Raw genomic sequence first — 23,056 nt, 5'->3', positions numbered from 1 at the left:
TTCCTTTTGTATCTTTTTATGTGCCTAATGAACAAAAAAAGGCGGCAATACTCTTTTGCAGTGTTGCCACCAGTAAATCACTCAATTCTTACCTTATTTCTATTTTAGTTAGAGCTGCTGCTTGGTAGGGTGGTAAGCTTCGGTTCAACATCCATTTAGGCATTATACTAAGTGAGCTCCACCATCAATAAGAACAGCCGTCCCAGTAGTAAAACCATTTTTAGCAAGGTATACATAGGTTTCAGCTATGTCTTCCGGCTTTGCAATCCGTCCAACAGGGAGCTGTTGTGCAATGCCGTTGAACAGTGCTTGCCTCTGATCATCTGACATTCCAGCATAGATTGGAGTATCTACAATTCCAGGTGAAACCACGTTTACCCTAATAGGGGCTAGGTCTACGGAAAGTCCTCGAACCAATCCTTCAATGGCTGAATTGATTGCCGCTAACGTAGTAGCGCCTTGAGGAGGACGAACGCCATATACACCAGAGGTTAAGGTGATTGAGCTCTCATTGCTTAAATATGGAAGTGCTGAACGGACAGTAATATATTGCCCCCAGAACTTACTATCAAACGCCTCTTTAGCACTTGCCACAGGCAGTTCGCTAAAGTGCCCCATTGCGCCTTCACCTGCTGTTACCACAAGGTGGTCAAATTTTCCAACCTTACTGAAAAATTCTGCTACTTTTTCTTCGCTTCGAAAATCGATTTCAATTGCTTCTACACTGCCACGAAGAACTTGTTTTGCTTCATTTAATTTGGAAACAGAACGGCTGGCAATGATCACTTGAGCAGATTGATCTAGAAACGCTTTAGCAGTTGCTAAACCAATACCAGAAGTACCCCCTAAAACAACTACTCGTTTACCATTTAATGACATAATAAAACCCTTCCTTCTTAAAACCCTTTTTGTATTGATCATTCATTGTGAAATTTATTTCTAAAACGATACTATTCAGTACCTATTATTCAGCTAATAATTTTAAGGATTCACGATTAAAGGCAGGAATGTCATCCGGAAAACGGCTTGTTACAATATTATTGCTTACCACAACTTCTTCATCTTTGTAGTTAGCACCTGCATTTTTGAGATCGTTCCTTATTGATTTGAAACCTGTTATGTCGACGCCTTTTAATAGGTCTGTATCAATTAATACTTGTGGGCCATGGCAAATCGCAAAAACAGGTTTACCTTCTTGTATAAATACTTTTGCGAATTCACCAAAACGGTCATCTTCACGTAATAAATCAGGAGAGAAGCCGCCAGGGATTAGTAAAGCATCAAAGTCTTGAGGATTAACTTCCCCAATTCCTTTATCTATTTTTACTGTTTCACCTTTTTTACCAGTAATATCTTTTCCAGCCTGTATGTCGATTGTGATCACTTGATGACCAGCATCTTTAAATGCTTGTGCTGGTTCTGTGAATTCTACATCTTCAAATAAGTCTGTTATTAGTGTAGCGATTTTTTTGCTCATAATGATAAGCCCCCTTAAATTTGGAAAAGCATCGTTGGTATTATTCTCATTTAACACAATAAATATAAGTAATCTACCGTGTTTAGTATATGTTACTGCTAGATCTATGGGAGTATAAAAACAATTAGTATCGCTCTGTCACTTGTTTAATGATGATGATGTATTTTGGAAGATTTCGTGATGTCAAATCCTGCTTGCGGCACATAGAAATACTTGATCAGATCTCCTTTTAATTAAGGAATCCTGTAAACAACCTCATAACCTGATCTCACGGTTTCACCCATATTCAATGCCTTAGAAAAATCATCAAGAAGGTTTCCTTGCTGATGTCCTCTTTTTACCTTTCGCTTTTTATAATTTCTGCCAGAAGCTCGTATGAATGCAGGCGAGCTTTGTGGTCGTAAACTTGGGCAATGGCCATGATTTCATCAGCCTGGCTCTCCTTCAAAAATGTATGAAGCTTGTCCTTTATCGTCTGCTGGCTGCCAACAATCGATGTGCCTAATTGCTGCTCGAGAGCCTTTAATTGGTAGCTGCTGGCCACTTCGGATATGTCATCTACCGGTGGTTGAAGCTGTGTAAGGTTGCCGCTCATCAGATTCAAAAATTGCTGCTGCAGGGTTGTGAAAAGGAGTTTTGCCTCTTTATCCGTTTCTGCTGCAATGATATTCAATGCCACCATCGCATACGGCTTATCGAGAACATTCGAAGGCTTAAACGCCTTACGATAGATCTGTAGAGCACCCAGAGTGTTAAGTGGCGAGAAATGGGAGGCAAACGCGAATGGCAAACCCAGTTCTCCGGCCAGCTGCGCACTGAAGCCGCTTGAACCCAGCAGCCAGATTGGAATATTCAAACCTTCACCCGGAATCGCTTTTATAGGATTTCCTTGGGCCAAGGATGGATCAAAGTAACCGCGGAGTTCCGCTAATTGCTCAGGAAAGTCATCTCCGGTACTTCCCAAGTCGCGTCTCAATGCACGAGCGGTCCCCTGATCTGTACCGGGTGCCCGCCCCAGACCAAGGTCAATTCGCCCAGGATATAAGGATTCAAGAGTGCCAAACTGCTCAGCGATGACGAGTGGAGCGTGATTCGGCAGCATGATTCCTCCTGAACCAACCCGGATTTTTAATGTACCGGCTGCCACATGGGACATCACCACAGAAGTGGCGGAACTGGCGATAAACGGCATATTGTGGTGTTCAGCGAGCCAAAAACGGTTGTAGTCAAGTTTTTCAACATGCTGTGCGAGTTCTAATGTATGGCGGAAAGAATCAGCAGGAGTACTTCCGGCTGTTATCGGTGAAAGATCCAGCACCGAGAATGGAATTTCGTTTAGTTTAATTGCATGTTTAGACATAAGTTCATCTTCTTCCCTTATCTAATTTTATTAAAAGCTAATCTCATACTGGAATTTCATGAGTCGGAAAGTAAGGCCGCACAAACTCTCCAAGCTCCTGTATGACTTCCTCGGGAGGGCGCTTTGAAAAATACAATACAAATGCCAGGTGATTGACACCAATGGATTGAAATTGATATAAAATTTCTAATAACTGTTTGCGCCCTACACGAAATCCTAAAGGAATCGGAACAGGAAACGGATCGGGATTTTCCGATAAAACGATAAATAAAGTCTGAGTGAAAGGTTTAAACACTCCTGGGGCGTGAATTTCCGACAACTCGCGATACTCGTTAATCAATTGAGTTTGTTGTGGGATAATCCTCGGGTATTGGATCCAACCGTCCCCATTCTGGGCGATCCATTCAATCGATTGATTGCTGAATCCTGTCACCATGGTCGGAATCGAAGAAAAAGGCTTGGGGATCATTCTCATATCCGTTCCATCGATGACGCCTAAATCGCTGTTGATTGTCGGACTGTCCTCCTTTAATAGCCGTTCAAGGAATGCATAATTCTTTTTAAACAGCCCTCCGCTTTCGAGCTTGGATATTCCCAAAGCTGTGAAATCTTTATCCCGGTCTCCTGAAGCCACTCCCATGATCAGCCGTTCGGGAAACAACCGGTCAATAGATGATGCTTCCTTTGCAACTCTGACAGGATGGCGCAGAGGGAGGGCCACACTAGCCGTCCCAAGTGCAATATCCTTTGTATGGGCCGCAAGATAGGTCAAATAAATCCATACATCAAACATTTGACCATTATCATCAATATTCAAATTCTGAATCGTAACGTCCCGAAGCCACAATGCCGCGAAACCATGGTCTTCAATTTTGCGGGCAAGCGACAGCTGATTTTCCATAATCGGATATTTGGACATCCTTGCCGTCGGAATCGCGAAACCAAGCGTCATTTTATCCTTTTGATACAACCTGTTATATGCTCGATGCTGTAATAAACTCACTTCAATTCTCCTTAAATTTTTGTACCAATGTATTTTTCGAACTTTTTAATCGTCTCCTCATTACGGCGATAATACGTCCATTGTCCGATTCGCTTTATTTCAACAAGTCCGCTTTGCAGCAGAATCGATAAATACTGTGAAGTAGTGGATTGCGAAATCCCCGCCTTGCTTCGGATATCCCCTACGCAAACCCCGCCTTCAAATCCTTCATCAGCAATAATATGGGCTTGCGGTGAAAAATGACTGTGGGGATTTTTTAACATTTGAAGAATGCTCACCCTCGTCTGGTTCGACAATGCCTTAAAAATTTCAACGGCTTGTTCATCATTTAAGCTTTCCAATTCCTGCTTCAATGTCATTTGCCTCTTTCTATATCGATTATCACTATATCCCAATGGAAGCTGCATAGATGATTTGAAAGCATCATGCCAAATCGATAATTTACGATATTACCATATTAGCCATCTGATCCTTCCAAATCAAATGATTTGTTTCGAAGGAGATACAGCGAAAAGCTCCCATCTTAAAAAAGACCACTAAAAAATCTACAAATAACAGGTTTGTTCGACGGTTCCGCCACTCCATCTTTGAACTTATTCCATTTTTTTTAGCTTATACACTACTCTATTTGATACAAGGTCTGCAATATTGTTCCTGTATTCCTGATAATGAGCAGACTGAATATGGTATTCCAGCGCTTCCTCATCCTTTCAAACTTCATATAAAACGAAAGTTTGGTCTTCAGATTGGTGCAAGTCATACTTTATACAACCTGCCTCTTCCCTTGATGCCGCTTGTACCTTTTTGAGTTCTGATAATAGTTGCCCCTGCAGGCCTTCTTTTGGTTTTAATACAGCAGTAATTATAATATGCTCCATTTTTATCCCTCTTAATAATGAGTGGTTTGCCTTTCTTTTATAAAGTTTTTAAGGTGGCAGTGGAGTTTATGTTCTTCCCAGCATCGTGTAAAAAATATACCCTTTTAAATCTCTTATCCGCTTCAATTATGTAAACTTTTAACTGTTTACTCTTAACTTTTTTAGTATGACCAAAAAGTTGAGGCTTGTTTTCGATTGAATTTGATTGATATTCAACTAAAAGACGAACTAGTAAAACTATATAAATATCGTAACACGGTTCATGTTGAATCTGAGTTAATTTTTGGTGTATTTTCCTTACATTTGGATAGCCAAAAGCCTACGGAATTAATTCCGTAGGCTTTCGTTTATATGAAAATTCAGCGAAGAGACTGTAGAATTAGCTTAATGCTTTTACTAAAGCTTCTCCAAATTCTTTAGCGCCATCTGGACCATCACCAGTGATAATATCATCATGAGCAACAACATGTTTTTCAACATATGTTACTTTATTCGCTTTTAATTGGTCTTTTTGTATATCTACTGGATAGCAAGTTGCTTCTCTTCCAATAAGTAAACCCGTTTTAGCTACAGTAACCGCACCTGCACAAATTCCTGTTACAAGAACTTTATTAGTATACGCTTGTTTCAAGTAGTCTTGTAATTCTTGATTTTCCCATAAATGATCGTTAGTACCAGATCCACCAATAACAGATACAACATCATAGTCAGAAGCAGAAACGTCTGAGAAAATGACCTCAGCGGTTGCTTTACCTTCATAATCCCCTATGATTTCACCTGTTTTTGTACTTGCAATTGTCACTTCAATTCCGTTGCTTTCCAATTCCGCTTTTGGTTGAAATAATTCGTCTTCATTGAATCGTTCTGGTGGTATAATTAAAAGTGCTTTTTTACTCATTAGTAGTTCCTCCTCATTAATGGAAAAGATTTGCCGGTAAGACGACCATTTCATTCTACTGCTTGTTTTCTTCACTGTGAAGAATGCACTTTTTTGTAAGGAGGTTACCGACAGGTTACAATTGATATAAATAAGGAGGTAAGAATTTATGCCAGGTACATTTAGAGATGAAGTTAAAGAAAAGATCATAAATGGTGATTATAATTGTGAAAAAGAACTTACCTTATCAATTATAAGTGGTAAATGGAAAATTGTTATTTTATGGCATTTAGGGGTAGAAGGACCACATCGATTCAGTGATCTCCAAAGGCTTTTTCCAAAAATATCTCATAAAATATTAACGAATCAATTAAGAGAACTGATGGAAGATGGAATAGTTCATCGTGAAGTTTATCCAGAAGTTCCACCGAAAGTGGAATATTCCATGACTGAATTGGGGATGACTTTACTTCCTATCGTTGAAATGATGTATGAATGGGGAAAAAATCGGATAGCAGAAATCATAAAAGAAATGGATATTTCGGAATTAAACAATTAAGCATAAGCTTACATTTACAATGTTGCTTTACAAAACCTATTAGAAAAGAAGCACCTTCACTTAACTGTAAGGAAGGTGCTTCTTATGCTTAATTGCGCAGTATTCGGATCATTTATGCTGTGGATTGGTTCAACTGAACGGGGATTGTGTTTTCTTTTATTTAAAATAAATTATACATAAAAGAACTATAGGAAAAAGTTTTCATTCCACTAATGATGAATCAAGGGTCTTATTAAAAAATAACCAAATCATTTCCAAAACTTTATAATCCAAAAGGCTGGCTAAAAGAAATTTCTTTTTTTAGTCAGCCTTTTTGCTTTACTAGCCTGTCAACATCCTTTCAAAGTGCTAGTCAATTTAAAAACTTGATTAGATAAATTAACTGTTTTTCAATGTTTAGATTCTTATATTCCCTCAAAAACCTCATTTACTTATGATACGGTTCACCGTGACAATTTAAGAGGCAAAGAAAACAGTTGTCAACTGAGATTGGCAACTGCTTTTTTATTCGGATTGCTAAATTGTTCATACTAGGGAATAATCTATTACTTTAGTTAATTCCCTAAAGATATACAAATATTCTTTTCAGTTGGTTATTTTCCTATATTAATAGGTAGATTTTCCAATCAAACTTCGTGCTGAGTCATAAAGATTATCATAATGAAAAACAAGAATGTTATTTAATAATTTCATTTGTCGTTTGACTTGATATGTCCTTTCGTTAAAATCACTTCTTCTTCCTGCTATTACTGCATAGTGAATACGAGTGCTATCATATTTAAGAAACTCTGGAGGTAAGTCTTGATTTGGAGATTTATATTTTCTAAACGTTTCATAGAGTGAAGAATAATTTGCTTCTAACCAATACTTCCAGTCAATAACTTGTCTCTCCCCTTTTCTTAAAGCATCACCGATATGACCATTATTTAGGGTAACATTTTTATTCGGATGCTCTAATTCCACAAAGATAAATTCATAGCCTCCTGAACTTTTACCGATAAGAAGATAATCTACTTGATAGGAGTTTCCTAATTGAAATTCTGGAATAATGAAAGCATCATGGTGTCCAAATGAATAGCTTCCTTTCATAATTGATGCCATGATAAAGTATGCCTTTTGCTCTTGAATCCAATTGAGAACAGATCTTTCATTAGAAGAAGGATTTTCTATTAGACTATGGAATTCTTGAATTAAAGCTGATAAATATTCAACATTTTGTAAATCAACAATATCCAGATGATTATTTGGAAAAAGGCTAATGTAATGCCTTACTGCTACAGGGAATTCCCTGTATAAACTTTTCCGTATTGCTAATTTTCCATCACCTATTCTCTGAATAATCTCCTTTTCTTTTAATATTTCCCACTCCTTCATTTCTTCCTGAGTAAGGGAACAGTAATCTCTTGAATAAATCTTCAATGTACCTCTCTCCTTTTTACCAAAGTAAGAAAAAAGAATCGGTGTATACCGATTCCTCCTCTTTTTCAATAATGTTGTATTCTAAAATGAATTACCCGACTCCTAACGCCTTAAATACAGCATCAATCGGATCAGAATAGAATATTGGTTGTACTTTAATTAACAAATCAGATGGAACTGTTTGAAAGTCTACTACCGATGATGCAGGAATTAATACCTTTTTAGCTCCCGCATCGATACAAACCTGGAGGACATTAGCCAGTTCTTCTACCTTCTCTATTGTTCCTCCTACGGTCATGTTACCTAATACAACTGTGCTTTCCTGTACAGGCCTCTCTAAAGCACCAGAACATAATCCTATTAATTCAGCAACAGCTAATTGAGGAGTTAATCCAATTCCTTGCAAATCAGCTATATGCATAAGATAATCTTTTGTTTTAATCGATATCGTACCACTAATGCTCTTACTATTTGCCGTAAAGTAACGATAAGCTGTATCCAAACTTTCTTTTACAGCACGATTAGAACCAACACCCGATTTTTCAAATTTACCTGATCCCGATACAACCTGATTTTCGAGTTTGAAGACACCAATCATACCAGATTCACCTACACCAACTGAATAAACATGACCTGGTTTTCCCATCCCTTCAGGAATTAACTTGCCTCCGCCCTGCTCAGGGACAGAAACATGTTCTTCTTGTAAGGATTCCTTGTCTATGTAGGAGAACATTACATCATAAAATTCCATACCGCCAATTTTCTTTAGTTGTTCTTTTACACGTCTACGACCTTCAAGAGCATATTGTAGAACTTCTTCAACATCCTCTCTTGTATATTCCCCATGAGGGTACAATAACTTTATAAGGCCAGAAACAGTTTTTCTTACACCAATTACATCACGTTGATTTAGGTTATTACCAAGTTTAAAGAACTGATCAATCGAGTCCCCGAATGACCGCTTTCTCATTTCTCTAAAATACTCAGCTAAATAATCTACAATAAATCCATAGCGATCTGTAAAGAAATCAGGTCGCATTTTCGGAATCTCCCAACCAGGCAGGTAATAGTGCATTCGATCAAAGAAAGCTGAGTCGTTATTCATTCCTTCTGGAAAAGGAGCAAATAAATGAGATGTTTTGATTAAAGAATCAACACTTTGGTTGATATTACCTACAAAAACCATGGAGGCACTGGCAGTTTTCTCTTCTTTCCCTCTGGCAAAAGAACCGCTTGCCATATAATCCTTCATGATTTGAATTCCGTCTCTATCCTTAAATTTAATACCCGCTACTTCATCAAATGCCACGACATCCCACATACCAACAAGACCAACCGTTCTTGAAGACATATTGTAAAAGAGATTCGCTACTGTTGTCTGACCACCCGATACCAAGATGGAATTGGGGCTTATCTCTTTATAAACATGTGATTTTCCCGTTCCCCTGGGGCCAAGCTCACACACATTGTAGTTATTTTCAACGAGTGGAACAAGCCGTAATAATAAATGCCATTTTACACGATCATTTATTTGAGTAGGCTCCATTCCTGTTGAACGAATTAGAATGTCAATCCATTCATCTTTTGTGAATTCCTTTCGCCCCTCAATTATCTCGTTTAAATCCATATTAGGCATTTGGATTGGTTTTAAGTTGCTAATGCTAAATGGACTCATATTTTTCTGCTCTTCATCATAATAATAGTCCATTTTTAACATACACCAGATGCCCCCTGCTAAGAGTTTATCAAACTCTTTAACATAGTTTGATGAAATGGGAACATCTTTTAACCCTAAGTTGGAGAATTCCGCTTCATAGGTATCCTTTTTAGGGTTTAGTCGAACAGTTATCTTATCGATGATGGAATACTGACCGACTTCTCGGATCTTACTTTTGATTTTTTCAGCTTCATCAGGGCGTACAAAGTTTTCCGAAAGAATCTTCTTTACTCTGGCTACCCCTTCTTTTATACTCTCTTCTTCATCAGTGGCCGCATACATACCTAACAGATATTCCAAAACATATACAGGTACGTTCGCTCCCTCTTTAATGAGCTTAGTAAGATCTTTTCTGACCACTCGACCAGCAAAGACTTCATTTAATTTCTTATCTAAGTCCAGTGCATTTAGTCCGCTCTCCAATAATATCCCTCCCTTATCTTAAAAATCAAATTCACTAACAATTCCTAAGTTAATTGTAAAAGGTATTCTTTCAAGAATGACACCCGTTTCTACATCTTTTATTGTTAAAAAGTATGACTTATTTTTATCATAGGTAATCGTTTTAAGAGCAAATCGTAGTTTAAATGTACGTTCTTCTGGATTATCCGATGTTCTATCACCAATAATAGTTTCCTCATTGGATATCACAGAACCGTCTTCGTCAGCCATATAAATTAATACTGACCTTGGCACAACCTTTTCTTCTACCTTTTCTGTTTGGAAAAAGGATAGATGGAATAGACTATTGGTAATCTTGCGAGTTGTGTTCGTTAGCTTAATATCTACCTTTACGATTTCACGACTGTTAGTTTGTCCTCTGCGAATGTTTTTGTAAGAGATTAATGGTACAACAAGTTCCTGTAGACTTGCTCCACCATGAACAAAATTAACACCCGAACCTTGTATCTTAAAGCGAATCGTTGATTTTGGCACATACGCTGTTAATTGTTGCTCATTCTTGATGATTGAACTTAGATTAACATTCAATATGCCATCCATCTGTCTTACCTCTTTAGAAAGCATGTATCTTCTTTTTACTTCAATGGTCTGGATATCCTCTTTTTGGATCTTATCACTTTCAACTAATGGTTCCCTTTGATAAACAAAGCCATGGTCAGCAGTTATCAATAGGTTGGTTCCTGACAAATCATCTCTAATGATTTTAACAAGTGTAGAGATTTCATCAATGGCCTTCTCCACTGCATTAAAGGTATAGACTTCCGTTGTGGCTTTATCGCCATGAGCATCAATCGTATCATGATAAATATAAATTAGTTTCTTGCCTTTAAAGTATTCTCTTCTTCCTGCCTTATTCATTGCCATCATTTCTTGGGCATGAATTGCAACACTATCGGGTACAGCAGACTCAATTATCTCTTTTCGATTTTCCAATCCACTTGAAGACTTACCATCTACTAAGACTCTCACATTTTCATCAATATCTATATTCCGATGTGGTAACAAAGAAGCCATTCCTAATTTTGTAACAGATGGTAAAACTCCAAGTAACGGTTCTATTTCACATGCACCCATTGTTTCAGCATTCAGTTTATCCGCTATCTCTACCCCGACCTCGTAACGAAGAGCATCTGAGATGATGACAAACATTCTTTCGCCTTTTCTTACTTTAGGTTCCACATAACGTCTATAAAAATCTTGCTGATTCGTCACTCCTGGAAGCTCCCACTTATCTCTTATTTCATCTAAGGACTGTGACCAATGTGAACTTAAATCTCCCATGTACCAATTGGTGTATAAGTTTTCAATCATGGCTTTCAATTTTTTAAGAATTTCACTATTTGGTTCGTTATCAAAAGCTACGTAAAACTTACGGTAGTATGTATCCATAGCGTTATATTCTGTAACATAGCTCTTCCACATTTCACTCGTTGATGCTTTTGGTATTCCTGACTGGTACTTTTTGTAGAATTCATACATCTTCACAGTATAGAATAAGGCTTCATAAATAAACTGATATCTTTCATAGAAGTGTTTAACTCTTCTTAGATTGATTAGCTTACTATATTCTTCGTAATCCTCATGACCTGCTTCTAAACTATTTGCAATGAAAATAATGATTGCCTTATCAAAATAAGGAAACGTATCTGCTTGCTTGAAAACATCAATTGATAGAGCATTGACAATATCGGTTATCTTTATTTCCTGTTCGATGCTTTCGGCCAATTCATTATAAATAACATAGTCCGTCTTATGGTGCATCCAATGGTCTATAAACACTAACCCGTTTGGTTTGTTTCTCTCGGAAATAAAGCTCTTAACATTCGAAAGGTGCTGTTCATCTATTGCATGGCTTAATGCAGTAATTGTTAAGTGCATAAACAATGTCTTTAATGACTTCTCTTCCCGATCATAGCCGTACATGTTAGAAGCGTATTTCCAAAATACAGTGACATCAAAATACTTCTCTATTAACCCTATATATTTGTTGTCTTGTTCAATTAAGCTGTCCTTTAAGATCGTCTTAGTAACTTCTTCAAAGTCTGGTGTTTTTAAATTACAAAGCACACTCATAATGGCTATTTCGATTGCTTCCTCTGTGTAAGATTGAATTCCATATGACTTAAACTTCTGCGTATGTTTCTTATTAAAGAATTTCTCGTATTTTTTTACAGTAGCTCTTAATGAAGGATCAATACCAATGTCATCTAATAATAAAGAGAGCTTATCCGCATAAAACTTTTTTGAATAATATACAGTGTCAATTAGCCAGTTCTCTTCAACATCAATTTCGTCATTTGTATAAACAAGGTAAGGGGAAGTAGGATCTTCTTCTTCCAGTAAATACTTTGAATAAAATTGGTTTTGCTCCGTCAATTTATGTATCTTCACATTATCCAAGGAAAGAGTGTCTATTTCTTCAACAAATTCTTTATCCTTATCTACCCAAAAGATAATCTTTCTTTGTTCACCGTCATTTAGCGACTCTTTGAAAGTTGTCGTCAATGTTTTAATGATTTGATCTAAATTCAAATGAACTCACCCCTTTACAAAAAACTTCATAAAACAAGGATACACCAGTCATCACTGGTATATCCTCATGACTGTCTTTATATTTTTGCTACAAGCCCTTGAAACTTCTCATAATTTACAACAACACCATCATCTAAGTCTATTTCAATCTGCATATCTGCCATATGGTGTAACAGTTCATCGTAATCTTTTAGCTCTTCAATCTTTTTATCTAATGCCTTTAGTTCCTTCTTAGCGTTACTAATTTCTTTTGTTGTAGAGTGACCTTCAATAATACTTACAAGGGACTTTCTTTCGGTATCTAATCTAATTTGATATTCATGTAAGTAATCCATACGGATTCGAGATAAGGTTGTCTGATCATAACGGTGCATATATATCAAGCAGTTGAATGCTTTTTGTTTTCCTGATGTGAACAACCAATAAATTGGTCTTTTCTTATATGTTTTTACATGATCTTTAAAGAATTCATTAAGGAAATAACGTCCTATAGTCTCTTTTGCAGTTTCACTTTTTTTCCTTCCAAGGTTCTCTGCAATAAAATCCAGATTTTCATGCAATGAGTCTTCACCAAATGAGGTTTTTACAAAATCAATAAATTTTGAAACAACATCATCTTCAAAATACGCACCTGGTAATATAGGAACTATATTATCTTTATCAATGGAAAAATTTTTGTATCTATTTGGATCAAACTCTCCACCTGCGTATATCAAACCCTCAGTATCAAGCGAGTATCTTCCAAAAATGCAACCAACTGCGTATGAAATAAATGATTTTATATCACTTTCTGAACCTTCCCTTCTGATAATCACATTTTCTTCATCTACAACAGGTGAGATCTCATTATTTAATCCATATATATCAATAAATATTTTGTTAATTTCTTCTTCATTACTTTTTAGAAGTTTAAACCTACCTTGAACACTTTCATTCCACAACTTTAAAGAATCTTCTATTGTTGAAATCCCTGAATTAATAAGCAAAGGATGCACTTTAAAATCCCAAGAAATTTCATATGAATCCCAGTCTACCTTGCATATCTCTATATTAATTCTCGCTAAATCATCTATTCTCTTCTTTATTCTACTATCCTCAGTAAAAATAATTGGTAGGTTAGCAATATTGCCAGTTTGAAAATGTAGCGTAGGATTCAACATAATTAAAAATTCATATGAAATTTTAGAGCAAAGGAAAGCAGTTATATAATAAATGTCTTCCTTTGAAGGAAACGCCATAGAGCCAGTAACATCAAAGATAAACCCACTTTCCAAATATCTTACCCCGAAGCTGGATCCACTAATGTCAGACCAAGTTAACCCCTCTTTAAAAATGTAGTCTAAATTCTGTATATACCTTGACCAATGTTTTCCCTTATTTCTAATTACGGCATAATCTTTAATCTCTTTTCCATCGTCTTCCCAATTAATCACGTAATCAAGATTACCATACCATTTTCTGAACTTACCACCTTTATTGTAAGGAAACCACTTATTATAACTATTGAGAGCATCTTCACGGCTTTGGTAATTAAAACCTATTTTTTTGAAATCTACCTCAAACCATTGTCTTAAAAATCTATTATTATCTCCAGTATTTTGACCGACCCTCGGTTTAGCAATTTCTCTTATAGATATAGATTTATCAAATATTCCCCTTACTCTCTCACTAACCCAATATGCAATTGGTAATCCCTTTATTTGTTTAAAACTTTCATTATTACAAATATACTTATAATTTACCCTTGAATTTTGAATAGCTTCAATTGTTTTTACTTGCTTTTCTTTTGCCCCCTTAAAATCAACCAATCTTAAAAAGATTCCAGTCATTTTGGGAATATAACCGTTTCTTAATACAAATGCAGTTGTCTGGACGACTTCTCCGCCTATATCTTCAAATGCCCTTGTTCCTAAGTGCAACATAGAACAAATGTTTTTATTTTTTAGTATCTTATCTCTTAACTTTTCGTAACTAGATATAAACATCCAAGAGTGTTGATTAATTAGCGAAAATAACGCAAACGGTTTCAAGTAGTGATCTATTTCCATAAAAGAAGCAAAAGTGTCAAGTTTTGAATCTGGGTATTCCTTAACAAGAAATTGAGATAACTTTTCATTCATATATCTATTCCCCATGTAAGGTGGATTAGTTACTAAAATGTCATACCGAGTAGTCATTATCTCTGCTTGAATAATAAGTTTTGGTAGAAGTTCTAAAACCTTCTTTCTTATTTCCTCCTCAAATAAATCTTTAGGAGGATTATTATTAATGTTTATTAATCTTTCATTTAAGAAGTTCTTTTCATAAGTATCCAACCTAATTAATGAACCAATAGTCTTTGCATCTTGAAATTTATTGATAAAGTTACTAATTTTTTCATATAAGGTGCCACTATCTTCTCCTGCAATAAAAATGATATCCTCTTCATTAAGATTATTGGTCTCTTGAATTGAGGCTAAGTTTAATTTTAATCCTTCTCTCTCAATACTTCTAAAGAATCGCTCATTATATTCTAAGGCCTTCATTACAACGGAGAAACATGCAAGCTGATATGCTCGATCATCGATATCTAAACCGTATATGTTATTTTCAATAATTAATTTTGGTATCTCTCTCTCCATATATCCACACTTGCTATAGATCTCATAAAGAACATCAAACATATAAACAAGAATATGACCGCTACCCATTGCAGGATCAAAACATTTGATATCCTCTACATTAAGCTCTTTATTAATATATGGAGTAAGTTTTTCTTCAAATTTTGTTTCGGAAATAGAGCTTTCAAGATAGAATTCCCAATTGTTTAGTAAATCACTATGTTCTGGATGTGATTCAATCCAATAATGGCCTAATGAGTTCTGAACCATATACCTTACAATCCAATCAGGTGTAAAAAGCTGAGTTGCAAACGGAATCTCTTCTGGCCTATATTTCTTTTTCTCTTTAAAGACTCTATCTTTCTCTTCCGCAATGTAATATTGATATAACCAACCAATAACTTCAACCTTCATCCAATTATCTTCTGGAATAACATTGCAATCAGTCATTTCACGAATAAAAGAATCCTTTACTAACAAGCCCTCTGGAAATAGAATTTCTGTGTAATCATCTATTGTTTCAAACATAAACGGAAGGTAACGGTTAAGGTCATTGCAATGCTTAATAATCAGATACTTGAATAGCTCTTCTGTTTTATTGTTCAATTTCAGTTCATACACGTACTCTTTATCAATCTCTAAATCGAGTGATAACGCCTCATTAACCATATCTGGATCAGCACTATTTGGATTAGTTGAAGATAAAACACGTACATCTGTAGGTAGATACTCATTGACTTCCATATAACGCAGAGCTGTAAAACGGTTAAACCAGGTATAAGCGACTTCTTCCATCACTCGTTTAAATCCTATTTGGTTAATCCGACCAATGAGTCGGTCTCTTTGCACTTTTTCTTCCTTTGAAAGCTGTTGGCCATCTATATAGATAGCATCCGAGCTTTCAATTTCAGCTTTCTTTATGTTATCCTCTGTAATTCCAATTTTCATTGCCTTTGCTTCGACTTTTTTCAGTAACTCTTTTCTGGCATTGGTCGCAAAGGCTTTTAATGTAGATTTATTCATAGTACCACCTAATTTACTATATTTTTGTTACAAGCCCATTAAACTTCTCATAATTTATAGCAACGCCGTCATCTAAGTCTATTTCAATCTGCATATCCGCCATATGGTGCAACAATTCATCATATTCATTTAGCTCCTCAATCTTCTTATCTAAAGCCTTTATTTCTTTTTTAGCATTACTTATTTCTTTTGTAGTTGAATCTCCCTCAATAATACTTACAAGAGACTTACGCTCAGCGTCTAAACGAATTTGATATTCATGTAAGTAATCAGTACGAATACGTGATATTGTAGTCTTATCATAGCGGTGCATATAGATTAAGCAGTTAAATGCCTTTTGCTTACCTGATGTAAATAACCAATAAATAGGGCGTTTCTTATACGTTTGAACATGGTCTTTGAAAAAATCATTTAAGAAGTAACGTCTAATCGTTTCTTTAGCAGTTTCACCTTTTCTCTTACCAAGTGCTTCTGCTATAAATTCCAGATTTTCTGTTAAAGTTTCTACTCCAAGAGTAACTTGTACAAAATCAATAAACCTTGAAACAATATCATCTTCAAAGTAAGCTCCTGGAAGAATCGGTAGGATGTTGTCTTTATCTACTTGCAACGATTGATATTTAGTGGGATCAAATTGTCCTCCTGCATATATAAGACCTGATTCATCAATTGAATATCTACCGAAAATACAACCAACTCCATATGATATGAAACTTACTATATCATTCTCTAATTCAGCTTTAGTAATGGTTATATCCCGCTCTTCAACCTCTATTGTTAAATCAGTTTTTAAGTCATAAGTTTCAAAAAATATCTCGTTAAGTCTTTCTTCATTGTGTTTCATAGTTTTGAACTGTTTCTCTTTAAACTCTTTCCAACGATTGAATGCTGACTCAATATTTTTTATACCAAATCCTATAAATGGATGTTTCTGAAACTCCCATGAAGTTTCAAAAGAGTCCCAATCTAACTTGGCTATTTCTATGTTTTCTTCTACAATTTCTTCAAATTGTTTGCTTTGTATTATCACAGCTGGTAGCTTATTAAAATAACCAATATCAAAGTGCATGGTAGGACTAATTAATTTAATTATTTCTTCAAAAAACTTATTGTTTAGAACTCCTAATATATGAGAACTTTTTACATTTTCATTAGGGAAGGAAGAATGACCAGTCGCATCAAAAATAAAACCTTCTGGGTAATATCTGAATGCGTTCTTACTTGACGTTACATCAGACCAGGATACAGATTCTTTAAAAAAGTAATTAAGATTTTGTGGTCGAGATTTTAGTTTTCCTGCTTCAGTCCTAAATTCCCTAATCTCTAACCCATCCTTCTCCCAATTTACAACAAATTCCTGATTACCATACCACTTTCTAAATGAACCACCTTTATTATAAGGAAACCATTTATAATTCGAGTTCTTCGCCAATTCTCTTGAAGTAAAATTGAATCCGATTTTACTAAAATCACATTCAAACCATCTTCTTAGAAATCTATCATTATCTGCTGTTTTTAAACCTTGCTTAGCCTCAATAATGTCAGAAAATCTTTTTGATTTTTCAAAAATTGAGATAACTTTTTTATTTACCCAGTATGCTATTGGACTTCCTGGAATTTTACTGTAATTTACTTGATTAAAGCTATAACGATACTTAACATTAGGGTTTTGACAAGCCTCTAAAGTCTTAATAGATTGATTTTTAGCACCTCTAAAATCTGATAACTTTATATAATCTCCCTCTGTATTACTAAAATAGTTCCTCAAAGTAAATGTGCAAATAGGTACAGTTGCTTCCTCAAACCCTGAATATTCAAGTTGAATCAAGCTACTAATATTCCTATTTTGATTAATATTATTTCTTAGCTTTTCATAAGAAGAAATGAACATCCAAACAAAAGGTGTCATGAAACCTATATGTCCATTTTCATTTACAACATTGAAACTGTATTCAATAAACGCAGAGAACAGATCTGTTTTTACATCTTGATAATATAGTGATAAATAGTTTGACAGATCATCAGTTAAATACTTATTTCCTACATACGGTGGATTTGTTACAAGCACATCATATTTATTATTCATTATAGAAAATTGTTTTACAATATCCTTATATAAGTTAAGTAACCTATCTTTCATTTCCATTTCAAACAGGTCACCATAATTTTTATCTAACATTGTGATGCGTTCTTGTAAAAAATTTAAATCAGAAAGATGAAGTTTTATTAAAGCACCAATAGTTTTTGCATTTTGAAATTGCTTCAAGAACTGCTCCATTAGTTCAAATTTTTCTTCAGAAGGCTCTCCTGCCAAATAAGTAATATCTTCATGTGTTAGATTATTAGTTTCTTGTATTGACGTTAAGTTTAGAGTCAATCCATCCCTCTCAATACTTCTAAAGAAACGATCATTATACTCTAAAGCCTTCATTACAACCGAGAAACATGCAAGCTGATATGCTCGATCATCAATATCTAAACCATATAGGTTATTTTCAATAATTAACCTTGGAATTTCTCTCTCCACATATCCGCATTTGCTATAGATTTCATACAGAACATCAAACATATACACAAGAATATGACCGCTACCCATTGCAGGATCGAAACATTTAATGTCCTCGACTTTTAGCTCTTTGTTAATATATGGAGCAATTTTCCCCTCAAAATCTGATTCAGGATTAGGGTTTTCAAGATAATACTCCCAATTACTCAGTAAATCTCTATGCTCTGGATGTGACTCTATCCAATAGCGGCCTAAAGAGTTCTGAACCATATAGCGTACAATCCAGTCAGGCGTAAAAAGTTGAGTAGCAAATGGTATTTCTTCTGTTTTGTATTTCTTTTTCGCTTTGATAACACGATCTTTTTCTTCTGCAATGTAATATTGGTATAGCCAGCCGATAACTTCAACCTTTCTCCAATTATCCTCTGGAATGACTTCAATATTAGTCATTTCACGAATAAAGGAATCCTTGGCTAACAAACCCTCTGGAAAGAGAATTTCTGTATAGTCATCTATTGTTTCAAACATAAACGGAAGATAACGATTAAGGTCATTGCAATGTTTAATAATCAGATACTTGAATATTTCTTCTGTTTTATTGTTCAGTTTTAGTTCATACACGTACTCTTTATCAATCTCTAAATCAAGTGAAAGTGCTTCATTAATCATATCTGGATCAGCACTTTCTGGATTGGTTGAAGATAGAACACGCACATCTGTAGGTAGATGCTCATTAACTTCCATATAACGCAAAGCAGTAAAACGGTTAAACCAAGTATAAGCTACTTCTTCCATTACTCGTTTAAATCCTATTTGGTTAATCCGATCAACTAGTCGGTCTCTTTGGTCTTTTTCTTGTTTTGAAAGCTGTTTGCCATCTATGTAGATGGCATCCGAACTTTCTATTTCAGCTTTCTTGATGTTATCCTCTGTAATTCCGATTTTCATTGCCTTTGCTTCGACTTTTTTCAATAGCTCTTTTCTGGCACTCGAAGCAAAGACTTTTAATGCAGATTTATTCATAGCGACAACTCCTGCTTAATCAATAAACTCAATATGTTTATTGGATTTGATAATATCCTTTAGCTTATTTGAAAGTGTACTTATATACATATCAACGTCATCTTCTGAACTTAATGTTTTGATCGCAAGAAGTTCAGTTACCTTGACCTTTTGTTTTTCAATTGTAATTGTAGTTCCACCTGTAGGATTATCAGTTCCACCCGTACCTGTTCTTCCACTATCACCACCGTCATCTCCACCTTGACTATCTTTCCATTCTTGGATTTCTTGGCGGATCTTGCGTTCATGGTTATCCTTGAAACTGTAACTTTGAGTAATTGTAGCATCTACCTTAAATATGTCAGTGAAGTCCTCCACATTGTTCATCAAACTGTCATAGTAATCACTGACACGTTCCCTTGTCATACTTGATACACCCTCTTGTTTAGACATTAACGCAAGATAGTCGTAATCAATTTTAATTTTTTCTTTTGCATTCTTTCTCTTTTCTTCCAAAACCATTTCGATTTGTTGTTGAATCGCATCATATAAGTCTGGAATTTGTTTTATCTTTCCATATGGTTCTGGATCAGCAAGAATGTCCTTCAATTTATTGGCAGTTTGATCTACATTATCATTTATGAAGTATGGCTTATTTTCTTCATACTTGTTTACGGCTAAGAGACCTTTGTCGAAAATATTCTTTTGATTTGTATTGAAGAAGCTCTTTAAATAACCCATATCATATTCCCAATTACTCAAGTCTTTTTTCAACTCACTTAACTTCGTAAAGAACGAAGCATTATCTAAGCTATTATTGAAATGACTAAAATACTCTAACCCTTTATCAAGCAAACTCATACCAGGGTATTTTCTACCTTCATAGCGAGCTTTTAGAGCGTCAATTTCTACTTTCTGCTGTTCAATTAATGATTTAATTTCCTTCACCAAGCCGTCTTCATCATCTGGTAAATCAGTCTTCTTAAATACATCTTTACAAACTTTCTTCGCTGTTTGAATAAGAGCTTCATCTACTTTTACACGTTTTAACACGATGGCTTTATCAGCCTCTGATGACTTGGTGATTACCGTAACAATTTTACTTGCACTTTCTTCAGGCTCTAAATACTCCGAATTGTAGCGAATACGAATCTTTTGCTGTTTTAGCAAATCAGCAATTGATCGCTGAATATCAAGTGTACGCCAACCATAAGGCTTATCATTAAAGCGATCAACAATAATTTGTACTCGGACTTGTTTCTTAATTTGATCTTGAAGATTGATAAAGTCTGTTATCTCCTTCAACGCCAATTCGTTCGGTACTTGCTTCATTTCATTGCTAAAGGTCATTTGCTCTTCTTTTGCATTTAGGATAGCAAGGATGTCTCTATCACTATCAATAAATTGATTAATGTACCCTAACTTTGTATAAACGTTCTCTACTAATGATTGTAAAGAAGCATTAATTTTTTCCTTAACTGTAGAGCCTTTGATGTCGGCGTTATTGCCATTAATATAAAACTTCCCTGCTTTAATCGCATCTTCTAACATCTCTCTTACTCTACGTCTTCTTTCACGAACCTCTACTTGTTTGTTATTTAAGATGTTTTGGATGCTTTCTGGAAGCTGTGAAATGTTCTTCTTCTTGCGGTATTCCTCAATTTTCAATACTTCTTCCATTTCTTCAACGTAAGATTCATTTCCACCAAGTTTAATGATTAACTCGTCATTTCCAGATGAAATCAGCATTAGCTCTTGCTCGGACACTGCATAGTGGTCTGAAATTGGTGATAAAATGTTAAGCCCTATTGCTGATGTTTGGTTTCCGTAATTCTTTTCATCCATCTTTTGATTATAGGAGAATGAATATTGTGCAGAATAACGGTATTTCTTTTCATCATAAAGGTCTTGGAAGATATAGTTGGCAAGCTCTCTTTTTATTAGGTCTTCATCCACATTGATCGTTTTGATTTCACGATTAATGTCCTGCTCGTCATCTGTAAGGAAAATATAATACTCTCCATTTTTTTGAACCAAAGTTTGGTTAATGAGCTTCCTTAAAGCCACCTTAATTTTCTCTTTTAATTCTAACTTATCTTCATCAATGCTTGTTACCATTAAAGTTGCAATATTATCTATGTTTGCAGGTAACTCTTTAATGTATTTAATCATGAACAACACTTTCAATAATTCCATGTTGAATTCATCATCTCTAAGAGCAGGGTTATCATACGCTCCATCTATAACCCTTGAAATAGAAGGATTTAAGAATTCCTTGATTGTGTCATAAAAAGCATAAAAAGGAATGACAGCCCCTTCCTCAGCATCCTTATAACGTAACCCCGCTTCTTTAAATGCTGATAGCATGGAGCGTTCCCCTTCGGAAAGGTGCTTCCCTGAAGAACCATGCTTACGTACTTGTTCAAATACGATTTGAAGTAGCTTAAACTGGTAAGGAATGAATGGGTACACATCCGCAAATTCTTGCTCATTATCATATCCACGTAAATCAGCGGTACTTTCTTTGAAGCTGATTAAGTTTTTGAGAATGGCACTCTTTTCAGGGAAGAGCAATCTGAGCTTATCATTTGCTACTTCCTTTTTAAGAAGGATACGCTTTTTAATAACTTCATCAACTGAAATAGAAGATAAAGATAGTCTTGTATCAAAGCGACCTTGGATACGGGAAAAATCGTCTCCTTTAACCTTTACAATGCTATCAATGCTTTCTTGGGATGTAACCATGATCCAAACTTTACCTTGACAATGTGTCCCTAAATCCTCGGCTACTGTTTGTAGATTGAGCATCAGGTTTCGGCTATCTCCAATAAACTGACCAATTTCATCGACTAAGAATACAAGATGAAAGTTCTTTCCCTTTTGATCTATGTACTCCTTAACATCCTTGGCGAACTTTTCTATGCTAATTTCAAAGTTATTTACGCCATTTTCAAACCAGTTACGAGCTGATTCTTCTGACATCTCTGTAACTTTCGTTAAGGCCCCAATAACGAAATCAGCATCAAAATAGAAGGTGTTTCGGCGTTCAACCCATTCCTCGCCTGCAAGGTTCTTGAACTCCGCCTTAAATTCTTCAAATGCACCTTTTTTATCCAAGTATTTTTCCATTTCAGCAACGCCAGGAATATCGCCAAAGTACCCCCTATGCTCATAGAAAACTTTCATAAACACACGTAGAATAGCATCCTCCTTAGACTTACTATCCATTCCCGCCTTTGAATCAATATTGAAAAGAATGACTTCCGTTTCTAAATTAGCTGTACGGTTCATATTGGCTAAAATAAGAGGATCTTGAATTTTATCTTGAAAGAATTCAATGGCTTTTTTATCTTTAACTTTTTTATTTTCAAGCAAATAAGCTAAGATTTTAAGAAAGTGTGATTTACCTGAGCCGAAGAAGCCTGAAATCCATACACCCATCTTATCTGTAGCTCCGTCAATTCCTTTTTGATAATTCTCATAGAATTTGGATAAGTGCTTATTAAGCTCTCTTGTAACGACATATTCATCAAGTTCTTGACAAATATTAGTTTCATCGGTTTGTGCTACCTTAATAACGCCTCTTATGTCACGTTCAATATCCTTTTGAAACATATCTTTAATAATCATCGAAATCCCCC

General features: G+C 35.4%; 14 protein-coding genes. 1 reads left to right on the top strand and 13 read right to left on the bottom strand.

What is annotated here, in order from left to right; translation table 11 throughout:
- Nucleotides 1-162: 162 nt before the first annotated feature.
- From BQ4305_RS12380 to BQ4305_RS12350, 7 genes are all read right to left on the bottom strand, one after another.
- Nucleotides 163-879: an SDR family oxidoreductase gene (locus BQ4305_RS12380; RefSeq protein ID WP_025727352.1), complete on the bottom strand. Its 717-nt coding sequence runs from the start codon at nt 877-879 to the stop codon at nt 163-165.
- An 85-nt stretch (nt 880-964) separates the two neighbouring features.
- On the bottom strand, nt 965-1,477 hold the full coding sequence (locus BQ4305_RS12375; protein WP_025727351.1) for a type 1 glutamine amidotransferase domain-containing protein: 513 nt from the start codon (nt 1,475-1,477) through the stop codon (nt 965-967).
- Between the two features lie 337 nt (nt 1,478-1,814).
- Nucleotides 1,815-2,837, bottom strand: a complete 1,023-nt coding sequence (locus tag BQ4305_RS12370) for an LLM class flavin-dependent oxidoreductase (protein WP_110928095.1) — start codon at nt 2,835-2,837, stop codon at nt 1,815-1,817.
- Between the two features lie 43 nt (nt 2,838-2,880).
- Complete coding sequence (locus BQ4305_RS12365; protein ID WP_110928094.1) at nt 2,881-3,840, bottom strand: TIGR03571 family LLM class oxidoreductase; 960 nt, start codon at nt 3,838-3,840, stop codon at nt 2,881-2,883.
- Nucleotides 3,841-3,851: 11 nt separating this feature from the next.
- Nucleotides 3,852-4,199: an ArsR/SmtB family transcription factor gene (locus BQ4305_RS12360; RefSeq protein ID WP_051476243.1), complete on the bottom strand. Its 348-nt coding sequence runs from the start codon at nt 4,197-4,199 to the stop codon at nt 3,852-3,854.
- Nucleotides 4,200-4,550: 351 nt separating this feature from the next.
- Nucleotides 4,551-4,718 (bottom strand): putative quinol monooxygenase, encoded by a 168-nt coding sequence (locus BQ4305_RS21870; RefSeq protein ID WP_234396946.1) that lies wholly within the window; start codon nt 4,716-4,718, stop codon nt 4,551-4,553.
- A gap of 379 nt (nt 4,719-5,097) precedes the next feature.
- Entirely contained in the window at nt 5,098-5,616 is a 519-nt protein-coding gene (locus BQ4305_RS12350; RefSeq protein WP_110928093.1) for a DJ-1/PfpI family protein, read from the bottom strand.
- Between the two features lie 148 nt (nt 5,617-5,764).
- Between BQ4305_RS12350 and BQ4305_RS12345 the strand changes: the two genes are divergently transcribed.
- Nucleotides 5,765-6,154, top strand: coding sequence for a winged helix-turn-helix transcriptional regulator (locus tag BQ4305_RS12345; RefSeq protein ID WP_025731573.1), 390 nt, complete (start codon nt 5,765-5,767; stop codon nt 6,152-6,154).
- 606 nt (nt 6,155-6,760) lie between these two features.
- On the opposite strand, the gene BQ4305_RS12340 is transcribed toward BQ4305_RS12345, so the two are convergent.
- The 6 genes from BQ4305_RS12340 to brxC form a co-directional block, all read right to left on the bottom strand.
- Complete coding sequence (locus BQ4305_RS12340) at nt 6,761-7,573, bottom strand: Shedu anti-phage system protein SduA domain-containing protein (RefSeq protein WP_234396945.1); 813 nt, start codon at nt 7,571-7,573, stop codon at nt 6,761-6,763.
- 91 nt (nt 7,574-7,664) lie between these two features.
- Nucleotides 7,665-9,713 (bottom strand): protease Lon-related BREX system protein BrxL, encoded by a 2,049-nt coding sequence (gene brxL, locus BQ4305_RS12335; protein ID WP_110928092.1) that lies wholly within the window; start codon nt 9,711-9,713, stop codon nt 7,665-7,667.
- 18 nt (nt 9,714-9,731) lie between these two features.
- Nucleotides 9,732-12,284: a BREX-1 system phosphatase PglZ type A gene (gene pglZ, locus BQ4305_RS12330; protein ID WP_110928091.1), complete on the bottom strand. Its 2,553-nt coding sequence runs from the start codon at nt 12,282-12,284 to the stop codon at nt 9,732-9,734.
- A 77-nt stretch (nt 12,285-12,361) separates the two neighbouring features.
- Nucleotides 12,362-15,907, bottom strand: coding sequence for a BREX-1 system adenine-specific DNA-methyltransferase PglX (gene pglX, locus BQ4305_RS12325; RefSeq protein ID WP_110928090.1), 3,546 nt, complete (start codon nt 15,905-15,907; stop codon nt 12,362-12,364).
- A gap of 16 nt (nt 15,908-15,923) precedes the next feature.
- On the bottom strand, nt 15,924-19,436 hold the full coding sequence (gene pglX / locus BQ4305_RS12320) for a BREX-1 system adenine-specific DNA-methyltransferase PglX (RefSeq protein ID WP_110928089.1): 3,513 nt from the start codon (nt 19,434-19,436) through the stop codon (nt 15,924-15,926).
- Between the two features lie 15 nt (nt 19,437-19,451).
- A complete protein-coding gene (brxC, locus tag BQ4305_RS12315; protein ID WP_110928088.1) occupies nt 19,452-23,045 on the bottom strand; it encodes a BREX system P-loop protein BrxC in 3,594 nt (1,197 codons plus the stop codon).
- Between the last annotated feature and the right edge of the window lie 11 nt (nt 23,046-23,056).

The organism is Bacillus massiliglaciei (genome assembly GCF_900098925.1).
Lineage (GTDB): Bacteria > Bacillota > Bacilli > Bacillales > DSM-1321 > Peribacillus > Peribacillus massiliglaciei.
The sequence above is the reverse complement of the archived record's forward strand: the minus strand, read 5'-3'. Positions and strand labels throughout refer to the sequence as shown.